Origin of the sequence: Mycobacterium sp. (genome assembly GCF_035697385.1) — a bacterium.
Classification (GTDB): domain Bacteria; phylum Actinomycetota; class Actinomycetes; order Mycobacteriales; family Mycobacteriaceae; genus Mycobacterium.
Genome location: NZ_DASSCY010000115.1, coordinates 12,867 through 31,745 on the forward strand (window position 1 = coordinate 12,867; position 18,879 = coordinate 31,745).

Below are 18,879 nucleotides of genomic sequence, written 5' to 3' on the forward strand. Positions count from 1 at the left end.
CGTTGCGAAAAACTGGCCACTATTTCGCAATGACTTCACGTTCGGCGTCTCCACGCAGTAGTGAGCCGGCCGATGATGCCGCCTTCGGTGTCTTGCGAGGTGACGCGGATATCCGTCCACCCAAGGTCCGTGACGTCATCATGCCGCCGGATGTCTTTGTTGAAGCGCACCGGGTTTCGATGGTGCTCACCCTCGTAGTCGAGCGCAATCTTGACGTCCTCCCACCCCATGTCCAGCACCGCGATGAGTGCGCCATATTGGTCGTAAACGGGGATCTGCGTCTGGGGCCGCGGAAAGCCATTGCGGATCACCAATAACCGCAGCCATGTCTCGCGCGGCGACTCGGCTCCAGAGTCGACGAGGACAAGAACACTGCGGGCCTTGCGGATACCGCGACGACCCGCGTATCGGTCGGCCAGCAGTTCAACGTCGACCATCTTCAAATGCGTTGCGCGGGCGAGGGCGTCGATAGCAGCGACAGCTGCACCGTGCGGATATCGGCAAGCAAGGTCGAGCGCTGTGCGTGCCGGTGTCGTTACCCGAATCCCACCGATCACCTCGACCTCGTCGTCGGAGAACCGGTCCGACCACGCTCGGATACCAGCAGGAGGTCGCCGGTTCGGCCAGAGCACTTCAGCTGGCCGTTGAGCATCAACCCACTTCGCACCGTGCAAAGCCGCGGCGGACTGGCCGGCGACGACACCTTGCCGACGAGACCACAACCATGCGGCCTTCGCGCGGGTAACCGCGGTGACTTCCGTGTTCGTCTGCACGTAAACATCGGGACACATTGCAACGAATCGGCTTCGTAGTGCATACGGCGACAATCGGCCGGATGCGACGGCCTCACTGCCGATGAACGGATCCACCATGGCCGAAGTGTCGCGGACGCCCCCGACAATTCAACGAACGTGCGCTGACGGCGAAATATTGGCCGAAAATTCGCAACAGACGCACGTTCGGGGCGGGCGCTCTACTTCATCTTGAAGTTCGGCGCGCGCTTCTCCTTGAACGCCAGCGGGCCTTCCTTGGCGTCGTCGCTGAGGAACACCTTGATGCCGATCTGCGTGTCGACCTTGAACGCGTCGTTCTCGTTCATGCCCTCGGTCTCGCGGATGGACTTCAGGATCGCCTGCACCGCAAGCGGGCCGTTGTTGTTGATCACCTCGGCGATCTCGAGCGCCTTGTCCAGCGCCGAACCGTCCGGAACGACGTATCCGATCAATCCGTATTCCAGGGCCTGCGCCGCCGTGATGTGCCGACCGGTCAGCAGAAGATCCGCCGCGACCGTGTAGGGAATCTGGCGCACCAGGCGCACCGCGGAACCGCCCATCGGGTACAGGCTCCACTTGGCCTCGGAGATGCCGAACTTGGCGCTCTCGCCGGCCACCCGGATGTCGGTGCCCTGCAGGATCTCGGTGCCACCCGCGATGGCGGGTCCCTCGACGGCGGCGATCAGCGGCTTGGTCAACCGGCGCCCCTTGAGCAGACCGTCGATGCGCGACGGGTCGTAGCTGCCGTCCTTGAACGAGTCGCCTGGCGGCTTGGCAGTGGCCGCCTTGAGATCCATGCCCGCGCAGAAGTAGCCCCCGGCCCCGGTCAGGATGCAGCTGCGGATCTCGGGATCGCTGTCGACGCGGTCCCAGGCCTCCACCATGATCGAGAGCATCTCGGTGGAAAGCGCGTTGCGGGCCTCGGGACGGTTCAGCGTCACGATGAGGGTGTGTCCGCGCTGCTCAACGAGGGCGTCGGGGCCTTTTTGGGACTCGCTCACGGGTGCATACCTTCCTGCGTCGGAACCACAGACTTGTCAGAAAATGTAACACGTTCTAATTTAGGGTTCGTGGCCCTGAACATTGCGGATCTAGCCGAGCACGCCATCGACGCTGTGCCTGACCGTGTTGCCCTGATTTCGGGTGACGAGCAGCTGACCTACGGGCAGCTGGAGGAAAAGGCGAACCGCCTTGCCCACTATCTCATCGGCCAAGGCGTCAAGAAGGACGACAAGGTCGGGCTCTACTGCCGCAACCGCATCGAGATCGTGATCGCGATGCTCGGCATCGTGAAGGCCGGCGCGATCCTCGTTAACGTCAACTTCCGCTACGTCGAGGGCGAACTGAAGTACCTGTTCGAGAACTCGGACATGGTCGCGCTGGTGCACGAGCGGCGTTACGCCGACCGCGTCGCCAACGTGCTTCCCGAGACGCCGAACGTCAAGACCATCCTGGTGGTCGAGGACGGCAGCGACGATGACTTCGGCCGATACGGCGGCGTCGAGTTCGACGCTGCGCTGGAGCAGGGCTCACCCGAGCGGGACTTCGGCCAGCGCAGCCCCGACGACATCTACCTGCTCTATACCGGCGGCACCACCGGCTTCCCAAAGGGCGTGATGTGGCGTCACGAGGACATATACCGAGTCCTGTTCGGCGGCACCGACTTTGCGACGGGCGAACCCATCGCCGATGAATACGACTTGGCCAAGCAGGCCGCTGCGAACCCGCCGATGATCCGCTACCCGATCCCGCCGATGATTCACGGCGCGACGCAGTCGGCCACCTGGATGTCGCTGTTCTCCGGCCAAACCACCGTGCTCGCACCGGAATTCGACGCCGATGAAGTGTGGCAGACGATCGAGAAGTACAAGGTGAATCTGCTGTTCTTCACCGGCGACGCGATGGCGCGCCCGCTCCTCGACGCGTTGACCAAGCTGCATGACGCGGGCAAAGAGCCCGACCTGTCGAGCCTGTTCCTCCTCGCGAGCACCGCCGCACTGTTCTCGACCAGCATCAAGGAGAAGTTCCTCGAACTGCTGCCGAACCGCGTCATCACCGACTCGATCGGCTCTTCGGAGACGGGCTTCGGCGGTACCAGCATTGTGGCAAAGGGGCAGTCACATACAGGTGGACCGCGCGTCACGATCGACAAGACGACCGTTGTGCTCGACGAGGATGGCAACGAGGTCAAGCCGGGCTCAGGGGTGCGCGGCATCATCGCGAAGAAGGGCCACATTCCCGTCGGCTACTACAAGGACGAGAAGAAGACCGCCGAGACCTTCCGCACCTATAACGGTGTGCGCTACGCGATCCCCGGCGACTACGCCGAGGTCGAGGCCGACGGCAGCGTCACGATGCTCGGCCGCGGTTCGCAGTCCATTAACAGCGGCGGCGAGAAGATCTACCCCGAGGAGGTTGAAGCCGCGCTCAAGGGCCACCCGGATGTGTTCGACGCGCTGGTGGTCGGCGTACCCGACGACCGCTTCGGCCAGTGCGTGGCCGCGGTCGTCCATCGTCGGCCCGGCACCAACCCGACCCTGGCCGAACTCGACACGTTCGTGCGCCAGGAGATCGCGGGATACAAAGTGCCGCGCAAGGTTTGGTGGGTCGACGAGATTCACCGCACACCGGCCGGTAAGCCGGACTATCGCTGGGCCAAGGACACCACCGAGGAGCGGCCCGCCGACGACGCCCACGCCAACCACGTAGGAAGCCCGTCCTGATGCGAACCGAGCTGTGCGACCGCTTCGGCATCGACTATCCGATCTTCGTCTTCACGCCATCGGAAAAGGTTGCCGCTGCGGTCAGCAAGGCCGGCGGGCTCGGTGTGCTCGGCTGCGTGCGGTTCAACGAGGCCGACGATCTCGAAAACGTCCTGCAATGGATGGACCAGAACACCGACGGCAAGCCCTACGGCGTCGACATCGTCATGCCCGCCAAGGTGCCCACCGAGGGCACGGCCGTCGACATCGACAAGCTGATCCCGCAGAGCCATCGTGACTTCGTCTCCAAAACCCTTGCCGATCTTGGTGTTCCACCGCTGCCGGACGAGGAGGAGCGAAACGCGGGCGTGCTCGGCTGGCTACATTCGGTGGCCCGGTCACATGTCGAGGTGGCGCTCAAACACCCGATCAAGCTGATCGCCAACGCGCTTGGCTCGCCGCCGAAAGACGTCATCGACCAGGCTCATGAGGCCGGGGTACCGGTGGCCGCACTGGCTGGCAGCGCCAAGCATGCGCAGCGCCACGTCGAGAACGGTGTCGACATCGTGGTGGCGCAGGGCCATGAGGCCGGCGGCCACACCGGTGAGATCGGCTCGATGGTGCTGTGGCCGGAAATCGTTGACGCCGTTGGCGATACCGCCCCGGTGCTCGCTGCTGGTGGCATCGGGACCGGCAGGCAGGTGGCCGCCGCACTCGCGCTCGGCGCGCAGGGCGTGTGGATGGGCTCGGCGTTCCTGACATCGGCCGAATACGACCTCGGTCACCGCAAGCCCAGCGGCATCTCGACGATCCAGGAGGCGCTGCTGCGGGCCAACTCCAGCGACACCGTGCGCCGTCGCATCTATACCGGCAAGCCCGCGCGGCTGCTCAAGACGCGGTGGACCGACGCCTGGGACGCACCCGACGCGCCAGAGCCGCTGCCCATGCCGCTGCAGAACATCCTTGTCAGCGAGGCCCATCAGCGCATGAACGAGTCGGAGAATCCCGACACGGTCGCGATGCCGGTCGGCCAGATCGTCGGCCGGATGAACGAAATCCGTCCCGTCGCAGACATAATCGCCGAGTTGGTCTCCGGTTTCGAAGACGCAACTCGGCGATTAGACGGTATCCGAGAGGGCTAGCGCGTTACGGCGTGATCGTCGTCTGCTCGTCGATGACGTTCGTTGCAGCGCCCACAACCTCGGCCTGATCCTCCAGGCCGTCGACGTTGAGCTGCAGCACGTAAAGGCCATCGGCGCCAGGGATGACAACGGTCTTCTGCGCGACGATCTTCGTCTCGCCGTCCGAGTCCCACGTGCCGCCCAGCTGGTAGGCGGGGTACTCGCCAAGGGTGCTGACCTCGCCCTCGTTCATCGCGGTCCAGCCCGGCAGGTTCTGCAGTTCGCCGGGCGCAAGGTCGATGATCTGCTGTGGGTCGACGTTGCCGGTCAGCTTCGACACCAGCGCGACGATGCTCGGCGTGTACTCCGCGGCCTCCGGTCCGGTGTAGATGATGGCCCCGTAGGCCCATTCGGGGGTATCCGCGCCTGCGTCTTCCCACCCGGGAGGGAACGGCAGGTCGATGGTGGGCGCGCCGGGATCGCCACGCTTGACCGGGGTTTCCTGGATGTTGTTCTCCGCGATGTAGCTTGCGATCGTCGGGTTGGGTCCCGCCGCATCCTCATCACGCGGTGCCACCTTGGGCGTCGAGGGCGCGGCCTTGGCGGTCGTCGTCGTGGTAGTGGTGGTCTTCGTCTCGCTGGTGGTGCTCGGCTCGGACTTGGTGTCCGAACCGCAACCGGACAGCACAAGCGCGAGCGCCGCGGCCACCGCTGCCGCGCCCGAGATTGCTGTGCGTTTCATGTATTAACTCCTGTCGCTCTGGTGCTCGGCTGTGGCAGCCGACCGCAAACCCATTTGGTGTGTATGCCGTAGCGAAGCGTAGTCCAAAAGTGCAGTTATGCAGCGGGAGTAGATCTACTCAATCTGAAAATGCGGGACCGGTCGCAAGAACGCGACAGTTAGCCAAGGGCATTTGCTGGCGGCAATTCGTGTGTCCGATTTGTTCACGACAATCGACCAGGACTTGCCTAACGTGCCACGTATGGATATTCGCGTGACATCAACGGTGTTTCAGATTTTCGCCAACGACCTGCCGCGATCGATCGAGTTCTACCGGCTGATCGGCCTATCCGTGCCGGACGTCGGGGACCCGCCCCACGTCGCGGTCGAGCTGCCCGGTGGCAACACTCTGTCGTTCGATACGGAGGACACCATCGCAGGCATGCATCCCGGATGGGCGCCGCCGCCCTCACCAGAGAGCCGGCTCGCCTTGGCCTTCGGCGTCGATTCGCCGGAAGAGGTCGATGCGCTGTTCGAGAAGGTCACCGCTGCGGGCCACGCCGGACCGTTGAAGCCGTACGACGCGCCGTGGGGTCAGCGCTACGCGACCGTCGCCGATCCTGACGGCAACTGGGTCGACTTGTTCGCCCCGCTGAAATCCTGACGCAACGTCGCCAGCGGCACGCCTGCGAGATCGCGGACCTCGCGGTGCAGGTGCGGTTGGTCCGCGTATCCGGCGCGGGCGGCCACCTCGATATTCGGCAGCCCGTCACCGAGCAACCGCACCGCACACCGGAACCGCAGGATGCGGCGCAGAGTCGCGGGCCCGTAGCCGTACACGGCGGTGCACTGGCGCTGTAATGAGCGGCTGGACCATCCGATGTCGCGGGCCAATTCGCCGACGGGCGCGCCTGCGGCCAGGCGGGTCGTGACGTGGCGCAGCAGCGGCAGCGACCACGGCGCGGTTTCGGGCCGCGGCTCATCGGCGAGCAATGCGCCGGCCAGGTCAACCAGCGATCCGCGGCGCGGCAATCCGCCGCGCAGCTCGCGCAGCGGAACCCGGTTGTTGCGCAGTTCAGACGCAGGCACTCCGAGCAGCCGGGGCAGAACACCCGGCCGAAAGCGCAAACCTACGAAGGGTTCTCCGCGGCGGGGGCTCACTGATGCCGAGGTGTCGGGTCCGGCGACCGTGACTCGGCCCTCCATCCGGATGAGGTCCATGCACCCGTCCGGCAGCACGCGTACCGGGGCGGGTGGTCCGTCATCCACCCATGCGCATTCGACGAGGTCGTGTAACCCCGTGGGCGGCGGGAACTCGCGGTAGCCCACGTACGCCAGGCTACCGTTGGCCGATGACAACCACGGGCGAGCGGATCGTGCTGACCCGCTGGAGTCCACTGATGGCGCTCGGCGTCCTGGCGGTGACAGCAGTCCTGGCGGCCGGCCCGCTGTTCACCCTGCTGTCCGGCACCGGCACCCGCGGCGAACAGATTTTCATGGGCATGCTCGCCGCGGTCTTCGCCATCCCGTTGCTGTGGACGTTGTGGCGACTTCCGAAAGTCCTCCGCGGCATGGGCATCGCCATAAACGAGACCGGCATTCACCCGTTCGACGGCAAGACCACCGAAACCGTCACGTGGTCGCAGATCGAGGCAATCGGCTTCGGCTCACACGCGCGCACATATCGCGGGCTCAAGACGAAAACCATGGCGGGCCTCGAAATCTACGTGACGGGCGCAGACGCGGACGACTGCCTCCGCTACACCGTGTCGCCGTACGGCAAGGATGCCGAACGCATCGAGCGGGCGGTCAAGCGCTTTCACCCCGAATTGTGGGGCGGCCCGTACTTACACGAGAGTTAACGCTGGATCGGCAGCACCGGGTCGTCGCAGTCAGTGCCCTCCGCCGCCAGGTGGCGTTTGATCACCTTGAACGTCTCGGTACGCGGCAGTGCAGCGCTGACCCGGACAAACGACGGCCACTGCTTTGGGCCGAGGTCGGGCTGTTCGGCGAGGAAGGCGCGAAACTTGTCGGCATCGAAGTCAGCACCCTCGACAAGCTCGAGCGCCGCCATCACGCGATCGCCGACATCCGGCGCTGGAATCCCGTACACCGCGACCTCGACCACATCGGGATGGCGCAACAGGATTCGCTCGATCGGCGCGGTGCCGAGGTTCTCGCCGTCGACGCGTAGCCAATCACCCAGCCGCCCGGCGAAATACGCATAGCCGTTCTCGTCGCGGTAGGCCAGGTCGCCGCTGCGGTAGACGCCGCCGCGCATCCGCTCGGCGTCGGCCTCGGGGTCGTTGTAGTAGCCCTCGAACCGCCCTGCGTCCGACACATTCACCAGCTCACCCGTCACGCCAGGCGGGCAGGGCCGGCCGGTTTCGACATCGATGATCTCGGTGCCCTCCGGCAGCGGGCCCAGCGAGCCCGGCGGCGTGTCCGGCGTGCGGCCGATCGCGATGCCGCCCTCCGTCGAACCGAACCCGTCCATCACCAGCGTGCCGAACCGGCTGGCGAACCGTTCGACGTCGGCGGGCGCGCCTTCGTTTCCGTACACCGCCCGCAGCGGGTTGTCGGCGTCATCGGGTTGCTCGGGTGTGGCCAGGACGTACGACAACGGCTTGCCGACGTAGTTCGCATACGTCGCGCCGTAGCGCCGTACATCGGGAAGAAACTGCGACGCAGAGAACTTGCGCCGCAACGCAAGTGAGCCCCGGCACCCCAGCGCCACCGCCCAGCCCACCAGGACCGCGTTCGAATGGAACAACGGCATCGACACATAGCAGACGTCGGCGGGTCCGAGTTCGAAGCGTTGCGTCATCGTCATCCCCGCGATGGCGACCTTGCCGTGACTGCACTTGACCGCCTTGGGGTCGCCGCTGGTACCGGACGTGTAGATGAGCATGAACAAGTCGGCCGGATCGGCTTCGCGCGGGTTCACCGGGGCGTCCTTGTATGCGGCCACCTCGGCCGCCCACTCGGGGGAGTCGACGTCGATGTGGCCGGCCTCGCCGAGAGTTCCCGCCGACGCCGAATCCGCCAGCACCAGTTGGCAATCCGCATGATCGACGTCGCGGGCAAGCGCGGCACCCCGGCGCACCGGGTTCAGCCCGACGGGAACGATGCCCGATAACCCGGCCGCCACCAGCACAGCCGAGAAGAACGGCGTGTTCTGCAGCAGCACGCCGACATGCGGCGGCCGGTCGGGATCGAGGCGAGCCTTCAGCGCGGCCGCGACCGCGGCCCCATGCTGGATGTGCTCGCGCCAGGTGACGAAGGAGTCCTCGAAATACACGCCCCGGTCGTCGATTTCGACCAGCGGTTTCAGCAGGTCGGTGACGGTGGGCAGGCCATCGCTCATCGCTGCTGTCGGCTCTTCGCGCAAGCGCTCATCGCTCAGGCGGGCGTGTCGGCAAGCTCGCGCCCGATGCGCAGCAGTTGCCCCGTGGCGCCGCCGACCGCGAACTCCGTCTGCTTGGCGGCCAGGAAATACCGGTGCACCGGGTGGTCGATGTCGATGCCGACACCACCGTGCACGTGCACCGTGGTGTGCGCGACCCGGTGCCCGGCGTCGGCCGCCCAGAATGCCGCGCTGGCCACGTCTATATCGGCGGGAAGATCCTCCGACAGCCGCCAGGCCGCCTGCGTCAGCGTCAGCCGCAGACCCTTGATGTCGATGTATCCGTCGGCCAGCCGCGCCGAGACCGCCTGGAAGCTGCCGATCGGCCGGTCGAACTGCTCGCGCTCACGCGCGTACTCGGCGGTGAGCTCCAGGGCACGCTCCAGCACGCCGAGCTGAAACGCGGTGCGGCCCAGGGTGGCATGAGTGCCCAGCCACGTGACCGCCTCCGTGCCGCCGACGACACGTCCGCCGTCGACCTCGGTACCTTGCAGCTCGAGATGTCCGACGCTGCCGTGACCGGTGGTGTCCAATGGGGTCACCGCTACCCCGGCATCCGCCGAGGCGACGAGGAAAACCTTGGTCCCGGAATCGGTTTCGGCAGGCACCAGGAACGCGTCAGCGGCAGGGCCGTAGCCGACCAGTGTGCGGCTGCCGGTCAGCCGGAAACCCTCGCCGCTCGCTGTCGCCTGCACCGGGCCCTGGCCCATCTCACCGTCGAGCGCGACCGCGATGATCTTCTCGCCGTTGACCGCGGGCACCGCCCACTCCTGCGCAAGGGCGTCGGAGCCGAACTTGGCCAGCGCGCCGGCGCCCAGCACCACCGACTCGAGATAGGGCACAGCACCGAGCTGACGGCCGAGCGCTACGAGCACCGCCGTCTGCTCCAGCACACCGAAACCACCGCCGCCCAACGATTCCGGGGAGGCGGCGGACAGGATGTCGGCCTCGATCAGCTTCGCCCACAGGTCGCGGTCGAACCTTTGATCGAGTCCGTCGAGCTCACGCTGATGCTCCGGCGTGCACACCGACTCGGTGATGGTGCGCACCAGGCCGCCGAGGTCGTCGGCGGCTTCTGTCGTCTTGAAGTCCATTCTCAGTCCTTACCGGTTCACTCGGGGCAGGCCCAATGCGACCATCCCGATGATGTCGCGCTGGATCTCGTTGGTGCCGCCGCCGAACGTCAGGATCAGGCAGCTGCGGTGCATGCGCTCGACCCGGCCACGCAGCAGCGCCCCAGGGGAATCCGGTCGCAGCGTGGCGGCGGTGCCGAGCACCTCCATCAGCAACCGGTAAGCCTCGGTGGCCAACTCGGTGCCGAACACCTTCGCGGCCGACGCATCCGCGGGTGACGGCGCGACGTCGTCCGCCGACGCCAGCTCCCAGTTGATCAGCTTGAGCACCTCGGCCTTGGCATGCACCCGCGCCAGATTGAGTTGCACCCACTCGGCGTCGATGAGCCGATTGCCGTGCACGTCCTTGGTGTTCTGAGCCCACTCGCGAACACCGTTGAGCGCCACGAAGATCGGCTGCGCCGAGACCAGCGCGACGCGCTCGTGGTTGAGCTGGTTGGTGACCAGCTTCCAGCCGGCGTTCTCCTCACCGACCAGGTTGCTCGCAGGCACGCGTACGTCTTGGTAGTAGGTGGCGCTGGTGTCGACGCCGGCCATCGTGTGCACCGGTGTCCAGGAAAAGCCGTCCGCCGTGGTCGGCACGATCAACATCGAGATGCCGCGGTGCTTCTTGGCCTCGGGGTTGGTGCGCACCGCGAGCCAGACGTAGTCGGCGTACTGGATGAGGCTGGTCCACATCTTCTGGCCGTTGATCACGTAGTCGTCGCCGTCGCGCACGGCGGTGGTGCGCAGTGCGGCCAGGTCGGTGCCCGCGCCGGGTTCGGAGTAGCCGATCGAGAAGTGCAGATCACCCGATGCGATCTTGGGCAGGTAGAACTTCTTCTGCTCGTCGGTGCCGAACGCCATGATCGTCGGCGCGACGCTGTTGATGGTCAGGAACGGCACCGGTGCGCCGGCGATCGCGGCCTCGTCGGTGAAGATCAGCTGCTCCATGGGGGAGCGGGCCTGGCCGCCGTATTCGGTGGGCCAGCTCAGCGTCAGCCAGCCGTCGCGGCCCATCTGCGCGACCGTGTCGCGGTACGCGTTGCCCTTGCCGTACTCGCCTTCCGTCGAGCTCAGCGCCTCGACGCGGTCGGGCGTCATCAATTTGGAGAAGTAGGCCCGCAACTCGCGGCGCAACTCCTCCTGCTCTTGGCTGTAGCCGATCCGCATCGCCTCGTCCTCACTCTTGTCGGGCACGAATTCCCACCCGTCGACTCACCCGGTTGTAACACGTTCTAGTCTTGGGGTCCAGCGAGCGTGGTCGTATTCTGACGACGATGCCAAGAGCCCAGCCTCAAGGAGGGGTGTCGTGCGAGTTGAAGTTGACCGTGATCGATGTGAAGGTAACGCCGTGTGTCTCGGCCTTGCGCCGGACATTTTCGATCTCGACGACGACGATTACGCCGTTGTGAAGACCGACCCGGTGCCTGCCGATCAGGAAGAACTGGCCGAGCAGGCAATAGCCGAATGCCCACGTGCGGCCCTGATTCGCAAAGACTAGAGGTATTCATAAATTGACTCCTAACTCGTACGCGACCGATCTGTCCGGACTGGTCGCGGTGGTGACGGGCGCGGCGGCGGGGCTGGGCCGGGCTGAGGCCATCGGGCTTGCTCGCGCGGGCGCCACGATCGTGGTCAACGACATCGCTGGTGCGCTGGACTCCTCGGACGTCATCGATGAGATCGCCACCGCCGGATCCAAGGCTGTCGCCGTCGCCGGTGACATCAGCCAGCGGTCAACGGCCGACGAGCTCATCGAAACCGCAGACGGCCTCGGCGGCCTGAGCATCCTCGTCAACAACGCGGGCATCACCCGAGACCGCATGTTGTTCAACATGACCGACGAGGACTGGGACGCTGTCATCGCCGTACATCTGCGCGGCCACTTCCTGCTGACCCGCAACGCCGCCACCTATTGGCGGGCCAAGGCCAAGGACGCGGGCGGACGCGTGTACGGCCGCATCATCAACACGTCCTCGGAGGCCGGCCTGGCCGGCCCGGTTGGCCAGGCCAATTACGGCGCGGCCAAGGCCGGCATCACCGCGCTGACGTTGTCGGCCGCGCGGGCACTGGAGCGCTACGGGGTGCGGGCCAACGCCATCGCTCCGAGGGCGCGCACGGCGATGACCGCGGATGTGTTCGGCGATGAGCCGGAGCTGGCCGAGGGTCAGATCGACCCGCTGTCGCCGGATCATGTCGTGAACCTGGTGCGCTTTCTTGCCTCGCCCGCATCGGAAGGCGTCAACGGACAGTTGTTCATCGTTTACGGTCCTACTGTGACGTTGGTTGCGGCGCCCACCGCGGAGAAACGGTTCAGTGCGGAAGCCGATGCGTGGGACCCCGCCGACCTCAGTGCAACGCTGCACGAATACTTTGCTGGCCGTGATCCTGAACGCAATTTCTCGGCCACAGCCCTGATGGGTCAGCAAGACTGACGGTTCGGATTGTCACAGGCCCGCAAGCACTAGAACACGTTTCAGAATGATCTACGTCACACCCGCTCTGACCAGCGTAAAGATTACAATATGACCCTATTTTGTAGTTCTTTGACACTGCGAACTTGTTCTAGTTAGTATGATCCGGCTCACTAAGAGCAACGCTTAAACCAGGGGTGGGAAGGCCGCCGTGGCAAGCAAGTTCGAACTCTTCGCCATGGCGATTCTTTGCAAACGCCCCGCCCCGAGAAGGAGCCGAGGTTGATCGAACAGCTTGCGGTTCCGGCCCGGGCCGTGGGCGGGTTCTTCGAAATGTCCCTCGACACCTTCTTCAAGACCTTCCGTCGCCCCTTTCAGTTCAGGGAATTCCTGGATCAGACCTGGATGATCGCCAGGGTCTCGATCCTGCCGACACTGCTGATCGCGATTCCGTTCACGGTGCTGGTTTCCTTTACCCTCAACATCCTGCTGCGCGAGATCGGCGCCGCGGACCTGTCTGGCTCCGGTACAGCGTTTGGCACGGTGACTCAGCTGGGTCCGGTCTCGACGGTGCTCGTCGTGGCCGGCGCGGGCGCGACGGCGATCTGCGCCGACCTCGGTGCCCGCACGATCCGTGAGGAAATCGACGCGATGCGGGTGCTGGGCATCGACCCGATCCAGCGGCTGGTCGTGCCTCGCGTGCTGGCGTCGACGTTGGTGGCGCTGCTGCTCAACGGTCTGGTGATCGCGATCGGCCTTAGCGGCGGCTACGTATTCTCCGTGTTGCTGCAGGGGGTGAACCCAGGGGCGTTCATCAACGGCCTGACCATCCTGACCGGGCTTGGCGAGCTGGTGGTCTCAGAATTCAAGGCTCTGCTGTTCGGTGTCATGGCGGGGCTCGTCGGTTGCTACCGCGGCCTCACCGTCAAGGGCGGTCCAAAGGGTGTCGGGGAAGCCGTCAACGAGACCGTCGTCTATGCCTTCGTCTGCCTGTTCGTGATCAACGTGATCATGACGGCGATCGGCGTCAGGGTGCTGAGCTGATGAGCGCTTGCGCGAAGAAGAGACAGCGGCGATGAGTCAGCTGGGGAATTACGACATCACGCTGCGGATGCGGCGGGCGTTTCGATGGCTGCCGCGGGCCGTCGACACCTTCGGCGACCAGGCGTTGTTCTACGGCCAATCGATCCGCTGGATACCGCACGCGGTTACCCGCTACGGCAAGGAGACGGTCCGGCTGATCGCCGAGATGACCCTCGGCACAGGCGCGCTGTTGCTCATCGGCGGCACCGTCGGTGTCGCGGCATTTATGACGCTGGCTTCCGGCGGCGTGATCGCCGTGCAGGGCTACTCGTCGCTCGGCGACATCGGCATCGAGGCGCTGACGGGGTTCCTTTCGGCGTTCCTCAACGTGCGCATCGTGGCCCCGATCATCGCGGGCATCGCGCTCGCGGCCACCATCGGCGCGGGCGCCACCGCGCAACTGGGCGCCATGCGCATCGCCGAAGAGATCGACGCCACCGAGGCGATGGCCATACATTCGGTGTCCTACCTGGTGTCGACGCGCATCATCGCCGGGCTGGTCGCGATCATCCCGCTGTATTCGCTGGCAACGCTTGCCGCGTTCTTTTCTGCCCGGACTATCACCGTCTACGTCAACGGCCAGTCGGGGGGTCTGTACGACCATTATTTCAATACCTTCCTCAATCCCACTGACTTGTTGTGGTCGTTCCTTCAGGCCATCCTGATGGCGGTCGCCGTGATGCTGATACATACGTACTACGGCTACAACGCATCCGGTGGCCCCGTCGGAGTCGGCGTTGCGGTGGGCCAGGCGGTGCGCGCTTCGCTCATTACCGTCGTCGTCATCACTTTGTTCATCGCCCTCGCCGTATACGGCGCCTCCGGTAACTTCAACCTGTCGGGGTAAGGGGAGATACTTCGTGTCTAACACCACCGCGATCAGGGTCGCCGCCGCAGTGTTGGCGGCGATCCTCGTGGCGTTCACGGTGTTTACCTATCTGGCGTATTCGGCCGCGTTCACCCGGACCGACACCGTGACGGTGATGTCGTCGCGGGCCGGTTTGGTGATGGACCGCGAAGCAAAGGTCAAGTACCGCGGTATCCAGATCGGCAAGGTCGAAGACATCGCGTATTCCGGTGATCAGGCGAAGTTGACGCTGGTGATCAACCGCGACCAGATGCGCTACGTACCGTCGAACGCGCCGGTTCGCATCGCCAGTACCACGGTGTTCGGCGCGAAGTCGGTGGAGTTCATTGCGCCGGAGCAGCCGTCCGGCACGCCGTTGCGCGCCGGCGCCCACGTCCAGGCTGAGTCCGTGCAGTTGGAAGCCAACACGTTGTTCCAGACCCTGACCGACGTGCTGCACAAGATCGACCCGGTGCATCTGAACGCCACCATGACGGCGATCGCCGAGGGCCTGCGCGGTAATGGCGACGATTTCGGCTCTACCCTTGCAGGCTTGAATTCGTATCTGGTGCAATTGAATCCGAAGCTGCCGACGGTTGAGTCGGATATCGCGCAGACAGCGACGGTGGCCAACATCTACGGCGATGCCGCCCCCGATCTGGTCACTGTGATCGACAACGTGCCGACGATCAGCAACACGATCATCGATGAGCAGGACAACCTGAACGCGACGCTGCTCGCGACGATCGGCTTGGCGAGCGAAGGAACCGCCACGCTTGAGCCGGCGGCAGACGATTACATCGCCGGGATCCAGCGGTTGCGAGCGCCGTTGAAGGTACTTGGCGACTATTCGCCGGTACTGGGCTGCATCGTGCAAGGCGTCAAGAATGGCGGCGAGCGGGGAGGACGCCTCGTCGGTGGTCTCAAACCGGGCGCAATGGTGAGTTCCAGCTTCATCCTTGGCGTGCCGTCCTACACCTACCCTGAAAGCCTGCCGATCGTGAACGCGTCCGGCGGGCCCAATTGCCGCGGATTGCCCGACATTCCCAGCAAGCAGTACGGCGGCTCCTGGTATCGCGCGCCGTTCCTGGTCACCGACAACGCCTACATCCCGTACGAGCCCTTCACCGAAGTGCAGGTCGACGCCCCGAACACCCTGCAGTTCCTGTTCCACGGCGCATTCGCAGAACGGGACGATTTCTGATGGGCGACCGAGGAAACCTGATCAAGGTCAGCATCTTCGCGGTGGTGATGCTGTTGGTCTCAGCCGGTTTGGTGGTGATCTTCGGCGAGTTCCGGTTCGCCTCGACCAACACCTACCACGCCACGTTCACCGACGCCGCCCGAGTGCAAGGCGGCAACGACGTGCGGATCGCAGGCGTTCCGGTGGGCACTATTCGCGACGTAAAGCTGAACCCCGACAACACCGTCGACGTGGCCTTCACCGTCAACAAGAAATATCAGATGTACACGTCGACCCGGGCCGTGATCCGCTACGAGAACCTGGTCGGCGACCGTTACATGGAAGTCACCTCGGGCCCCGGCGACCTTCGGAAGCTGCCGCCGGGTGGCACGCTCGGCGTCAACCAGACCCAGCCGGCGTTGGATCTCGATGCATTGCTCGGCGGCCTGCGCCCAGTGGTCAAGGGCCTCAATGGCGAGCAGGTCGACCAGATCACCAACGCCATTCTCGAGCTGTTACAAGGTGAGGGTGGAGCGCTGTCGCAATTGCTTTCGGAGACTGGCACTTTCAGCCAAACGCTGGCCGACCGCTACCAGGTGATCTCGGAGGTGATCCACAATCTCAACGCGGTACTGGGGACCATCGACGAGAAGAGCGCCCAGTTCGATGCCAGCGTGGACCAGCTCCAGAAGCTGGTCACCGGGCTGGCGGAGGGCAGGGACCCGATCGCAGGGGCCATTCCGCCGCTGGCGTCCGCGGAGACGGATCTGACCGACATGCTGGTGAACTCACGACGGCCCCTGCAGGGCGTGCTCGAGAACCTTCGCCCACTGTCCACCGAGCTCGACAACCGCAAGGATGAGGTCAACCGGGTCATCGAGCCGCTCGCCGAGAACTACTTGCGGCTCAACGCCCTTGGCTCGTACGGCGCGTACTTCAACTACTACATCTGCGACCTGAGGCTCAAGTTCAACGGTCCAGCGGGCAGCGACATCATCCTGCCGATGGGCGGAGTCCCAGACCCGTCGAAGGGCAGGTGTTCAGAAAATGGATAAGACGATCCGGACGGGCATCTTCGGAATTGCGATCGTCGCGTGTGTTTTGATGGTCGCCTTCGGCTACAGCAGCCTGCCGTTTTATCCGCAAGGCAAGTCGTACGAGGCCTACTTCGCCGACGCCGGTGGCATCTCGCCGGGTAACGACGTCAACGTCTCCGGCATCGAGGTCGGCAAAGTGTCCGGGGTCGCGCTCGCCGGCGACGTCGCGAAAGTGACATTCACCGTCGACCGCAAGGTCAGGCTGGGCGATCAAACGCTGGCATCGATCAAGACCGACACCGTCCTTGGTGAGAGATCGCTGGCGGTGACCCCGCGAGGCAGCGGGTCGGTGACCTCAATCCCATTGGGCCGCACGACCGTTCCGTACACGTTGAACATGGCACTGCAGGATCTCGGTCAGAACACCAGGGAACTCGACAAGGATCAGTTGACTCAGGCGTTGGGTGTGCTGACCGATTCGCTCCGCGACGCGACGCCGCAGCTGCGCCGAACACTCGACGGGGTAGCCGCGTTGTCCCGCAGCATCAATGCCAACGACGAGGCATTGGGCCAGCTGTTGGCCCGCGCGAGGTCGGTCACCAAGGTGCTCGCCGACCGGGCCGGTCAGGTGAACCAGCTCATCATCGACGGTAATCAACTGTTCGCCGCGCTCGACGAACGCCGGGCCGCGCTGAGTACTTTGATTGCCGGCATCGATGATGTGTCAGAACAGATTTCGGGATTCGTGGCCGACAACCGCCGCGAGTTCGGTCCAGCACTGAAGAAGCTGAACCTCGTGCTGGACAACCTGCTTGAACGGCGCGAGCACATCAGCGAGGCACTGCGGCGACTGCCGCCCTACGCCACCGCGCTCGGCGAGTCGGTCGGCTCCGGTTCGGGTTTCAGCGTCAACCTGCCCAACTCGGTACCAAACATTCCGCAGGGCGAGCTGCTATTGGATCTCTACTTCCAACCGGGCAAGATTCCGGACAGCCTGGCCGATATGCTGCGCGGATTCATCACCGAGCGGCTGATCATAAGGCCGAAGTCGCCATGAGCCGATCACTGCGTTACGGAATCATCGCCGCTCTCGTGGTGGCGCTGATCGGTGGCATCTACGTGGTGTTGCCCCGGGCCACCACCTACAGGGTGGTTGGATACTTCCCGTCGGCAGTGGGCCTGTATCCCGGTGACGACGTCCGCGTCGTCGGGGTACCGATCGGCTCGATCGAATCGATCTCGGCAGAGGCCGATGCCGTCAAAATCACGATGACGGTGCAGGACAGCGTCAAGTTGCCAGCCGACGCCAGCGCGGTGGTCGTGGCGCCGAACATCGTTTCAGCCAGGTTCATTCAGCTCACCCCGCCCTACAAACAGGGCCCGGTGATGGAGGACGGCGGCAGTATCGGGTTGGACCGCACGGGCGTGCCGGTGGAGTGGGACGACGTCAAGTCCGAGCTGACCGAACTCAGCCAGCAGCTCGGACCGCAGGCGGGCGGGGTTCAGGGCCCGTTGGACGGGTTCATCAACCAGGCCGCCGATACCTTCGACGGCAACGGCGACTCTTTCCGGCGAGCGTTACGCGAGTTGTCGCAGACCGCGGGGCGGCTGGGCGACTCGCGCACCGACCTGTTCGGCACGGTGAAGAATCTGCAGATCCTGATCGATGCCCTGTCGAGAAGCAACGAGCAAATCGTCCAATTCAGTGGGCATTTGGCCTCGGTCTCGCAGGTGTTGGCCGACAGCACGGTGGACCTGGACATCACGCTGGGTAGCCTCAACCAGGCCCTGTCGGACGTCCGTGGCTTCCTCGACGAGAACAACGAGACGCTGATCGGCAGCATCAACAAGGTCACCGACTTCACCAGCATCCTGTCGAACCAGAGCGACGACGTCGAGCAGATACTGCATGTCCTGCCCAACGCGATGGCGAACTTCTACAACATCTACAACCCGGCCCAGGGCACGGCGAACGGTCTGTTGGGCTTGCCGGAATTCACCAACCCGGTGCAGTTCATCTGCGGCAACTTCGACGCCGCCGGCACGACCGACAACGTAAAGCGAGCAGAGATCTGCCGCCAGCGGATGGCTCCGGTGCTGCGCCGCCTGACGATGAATTTCCCGCCCATCATGTCGCACGGGATCAACACGATCACCGCGTACAAGGGCCAGATCATCTACGACACTCCGGCAACCGAGGCCAAGGCGCAAACCTACATCCCTTATCTGGAGTGGGTCCCTTCGGACGGGCGTTACCCGCCTCGGGCCGGCGAGGGCGGGGATCCCGGTTCGTTGCTCCTGCCACCGAACCCGGCTCCGGGTCCGCCGCCACCGGCGCAGCCATACACGCTCGGTCCGGTAATACTGCCGCCAGGACCGGCGCCTGGTGCGCCACCGCCGGCACCAGCTGCGCCCGGCCCGCTGCCGGCCGAGGCCGGCGCGCCGATGCAGCAACAACACGGAGGCGGAGCGTGACA

Annotated in this window: 19 protein-coding genes; 12 read left to right on the plus strand and 7 right to left on the minus strand. The window is 64.8% G+C overall.

Annotated elements, in window-relative coordinates; genetic code table 11:
• Window positions 1-35 precede the first annotated feature (35 nt).
• Window positions 36-872 carry a hypothetical protein gene (locus tag VFH65_RS09890; RefSeq protein ID WP_353321054.1) on the minus strand — a complete coding sequence of 279 codons (837 nt, stop codon included), beginning with the start codon at window positions 870-872 and terminating at the stop codon, window positions 36-38.
• A 101-nt stretch (window positions 873-973) separates the two neighbouring features.
• A complete protein-coding gene (locus VFH65_RS09895) occupies window positions 974-1,774 on the minus strand; it encodes a crotonase/enoyl-CoA hydratase family protein (protein WP_353321055.1) in 801 nt (266 codons plus the stop codon).
• Window positions 1,775-1,843: 69 nt separating this feature from the next.
• Between VFH65_RS09895 and VFH65_RS09900 the strand changes: the two genes are divergently transcribed.
• Both VFH65_RS09900 and VFH65_RS09905 read left to right on the plus strand, forming a co-directional pair.
• The gene (locus VFH65_RS09900; protein ID WP_353321057.1) at window positions 1,844-3,496 is read left to right on the plus strand and encodes an acyl-CoA synthetase; all 1,653 of its coding nucleotides are present in this window, start codon (window positions 1,844-1,846) and stop codon (window positions 3,494-3,496) included.
• Window positions 3,496-4,617 carry an NAD(P)H-dependent flavin oxidoreductase gene (locus tag VFH65_RS09905; RefSeq protein WP_353321059.1) on the plus strand — a complete coding sequence of 374 codons (1,122 nt, stop codon included), beginning with the start codon at window positions 3,496-3,498 and terminating at the stop codon, window positions 4,615-4,617. Before VFH65_RS09900 ends, VFH65_RS09905 begins: the two co-directional genes overlap by 1 nt.
• A gap of 4 nt (window positions 4,618-4,621) precedes the next feature.
• Here VFH65_RS09905 and VFH65_RS09910 read toward each other — a convergent pair whose 3' ends face one another.
• Window positions 4,622-5,338, minus strand: a complete 717-nt coding sequence (locus VFH65_RS09910; protein WP_353321060.1) for an LpqN/LpqT family lipoprotein — start codon at window positions 5,336-5,338, stop codon at window positions 4,622-4,624.
• Window positions 5,339-5,591: 253 nt separating this feature from the next.
• Here VFH65_RS09910 and VFH65_RS09915 point away from each other — a divergent pair, with 253 nt between their 5' ends.
• Complete coding sequence (locus VFH65_RS09915; protein ID WP_353321062.1) at window positions 5,592-5,981, plus strand: VOC family protein; 390 nt, start codon at window positions 5,592-5,594, stop codon at window positions 5,979-5,981.
• On the opposite strand, the gene VFH65_RS09920 is transcribed toward VFH65_RS09915, so the two are convergent.
• The gene (locus VFH65_RS09920; protein ID WP_353321064.1) at window positions 5,918-6,646 is read right to left on the minus strand and encodes an AraC family transcriptional regulator; all 729 of its coding nucleotides are present in this window, start codon (window positions 6,644-6,646) and stop codon (window positions 5,918-5,920) included. The genes VFH65_RS09915 and VFH65_RS09920 overlap by 64 nt on opposite strands.
• A gap of 23 nt (window positions 6,647-6,669) precedes the next feature.
• Between VFH65_RS09920 and VFH65_RS09925 the strand changes: the two genes are divergently transcribed.
• Entirely contained in the window at window positions 6,670-7,179 is a 510-nt protein-coding gene (locus VFH65_RS09925) for a hypothetical protein (protein ID WP_353321066.1), read from the plus strand.
• Here the strand turns inward: VFH65_RS09925 and fadD17 are convergent.
• From fadD17 to VFH65_RS09940, 3 genes are read right to left on the minus strand one after another with little or no spacing between them, the layout of a single operon-like run.
• On the minus strand, window positions 7,176-8,684 hold the full coding sequence (gene fadD17, locus VFH65_RS09930; protein ID WP_353321068.1) for a long-chain-fatty-acid--CoA ligase FadD17: 1,509 nt from the start codon (window positions 8,682-8,684) through the stop codon (window positions 7,176-7,178). The genes VFH65_RS09925 and fadD17 overlap by 4 nt on opposite strands.
• 35 nt (window positions 8,685-8,719) lie before the next feature.
• On the minus strand, window positions 8,720-9,817 hold the full coding sequence (locus tag VFH65_RS09935) for an acyl-CoA dehydrogenase family protein (RefSeq protein WP_353321070.1): 1,098 nt from the start codon (window positions 9,815-9,817) through the stop codon (window positions 8,720-8,722).
• 9 nt (window positions 9,818-9,826) lie between these two features.
• Window positions 9,827-11,008, minus strand: a complete 1,182-nt coding sequence (locus tag VFH65_RS09940; protein ID WP_353321144.1) for an acyl-CoA dehydrogenase — start codon at window positions 11,006-11,008, stop codon at window positions 9,827-9,829.
• Between the two features lie 139 nt (window positions 11,009-11,147).
• On the opposite strand from VFH65_RS09940, the gene VFH65_RS09945 reads away from it, so the two are divergent.
• From VFH65_RS09945 to VFH65_RS09980, 8 genes are all read left to right on the plus strand, one after another.
• Window positions 11,148-11,339, plus strand: a complete 192-nt coding sequence (locus VFH65_RS09945; RefSeq protein WP_353321072.1) for a ferredoxin — start codon at window positions 11,148-11,150, stop codon at window positions 11,337-11,339.
• 13 nt (window positions 11,340-11,352) lie between these two features.
• Window positions 11,353-12,273 carry a 3-oxoacyl-ACP reductase gene (locus tag VFH65_RS09950; RefSeq protein ID WP_414688390.1) on the plus strand — a complete coding sequence of 307 codons (921 nt, stop codon included), beginning with the start codon at window positions 11,353-11,355 and terminating at the stop codon, window positions 12,271-12,273.
• Between the two features lie 261 nt (window positions 12,274-12,534).
• Entirely contained in the window at window positions 12,535-13,296 is a 762-nt protein-coding gene (locus VFH65_RS09955) for an MlaE family ABC transporter permease (protein ID WP_353321074.1), read from the plus strand.
• Window positions 13,297-13,327: 31 nt separating this feature from the next.
• Window positions 13,328-14,182 (plus strand): MlaE family ABC transporter permease, encoded by an 855-nt coding sequence (locus VFH65_RS09960; protein ID WP_353321076.1) that lies wholly within the window; start codon window positions 13,328-13,330, stop codon window positions 14,180-14,182.
• A 13-nt stretch (window positions 14,183-14,195) separates the two neighbouring features.
• Window positions 14,196-15,386: an MCE family protein gene (locus VFH65_RS09965; protein WP_353321078.1), complete on the plus strand. Its 1,191-nt coding sequence runs from the start codon at window positions 14,196-14,198 to the stop codon at window positions 15,384-15,386.
• On the plus strand, window positions 15,386-16,420 hold the full coding sequence (locus tag VFH65_RS09970; RefSeq protein ID WP_353321079.1) for an MCE family protein: 1,035 nt from the start codon (window positions 15,386-15,388) through the stop codon (window positions 16,418-16,420). Before VFH65_RS09965 ends, VFH65_RS09970 begins: the two co-directional genes overlap by 1 nt.
• Window positions 16,413-17,459, plus strand: a complete 1,047-nt coding sequence (locus VFH65_RS09975) for a virulence factor Mce family protein (protein WP_353321081.1) — start codon at window positions 16,413-16,415, stop codon at window positions 17,457-17,459. The genes VFH65_RS09970 and VFH65_RS09975 overlap by 8 nt, the downstream gene beginning before the upstream one ends.
• Entirely contained in the window at window positions 17,456-18,877 is a 1,422-nt protein-coding gene (locus VFH65_RS09980; protein ID WP_353321083.1) for an MCE family protein, read from the plus strand. The genes VFH65_RS09975 and VFH65_RS09980 overlap by 4 nt, the downstream gene beginning before the upstream one ends.
• The last annotated feature ends 2 nt before the right edge of the window (window positions 18,878-18,879 follow it).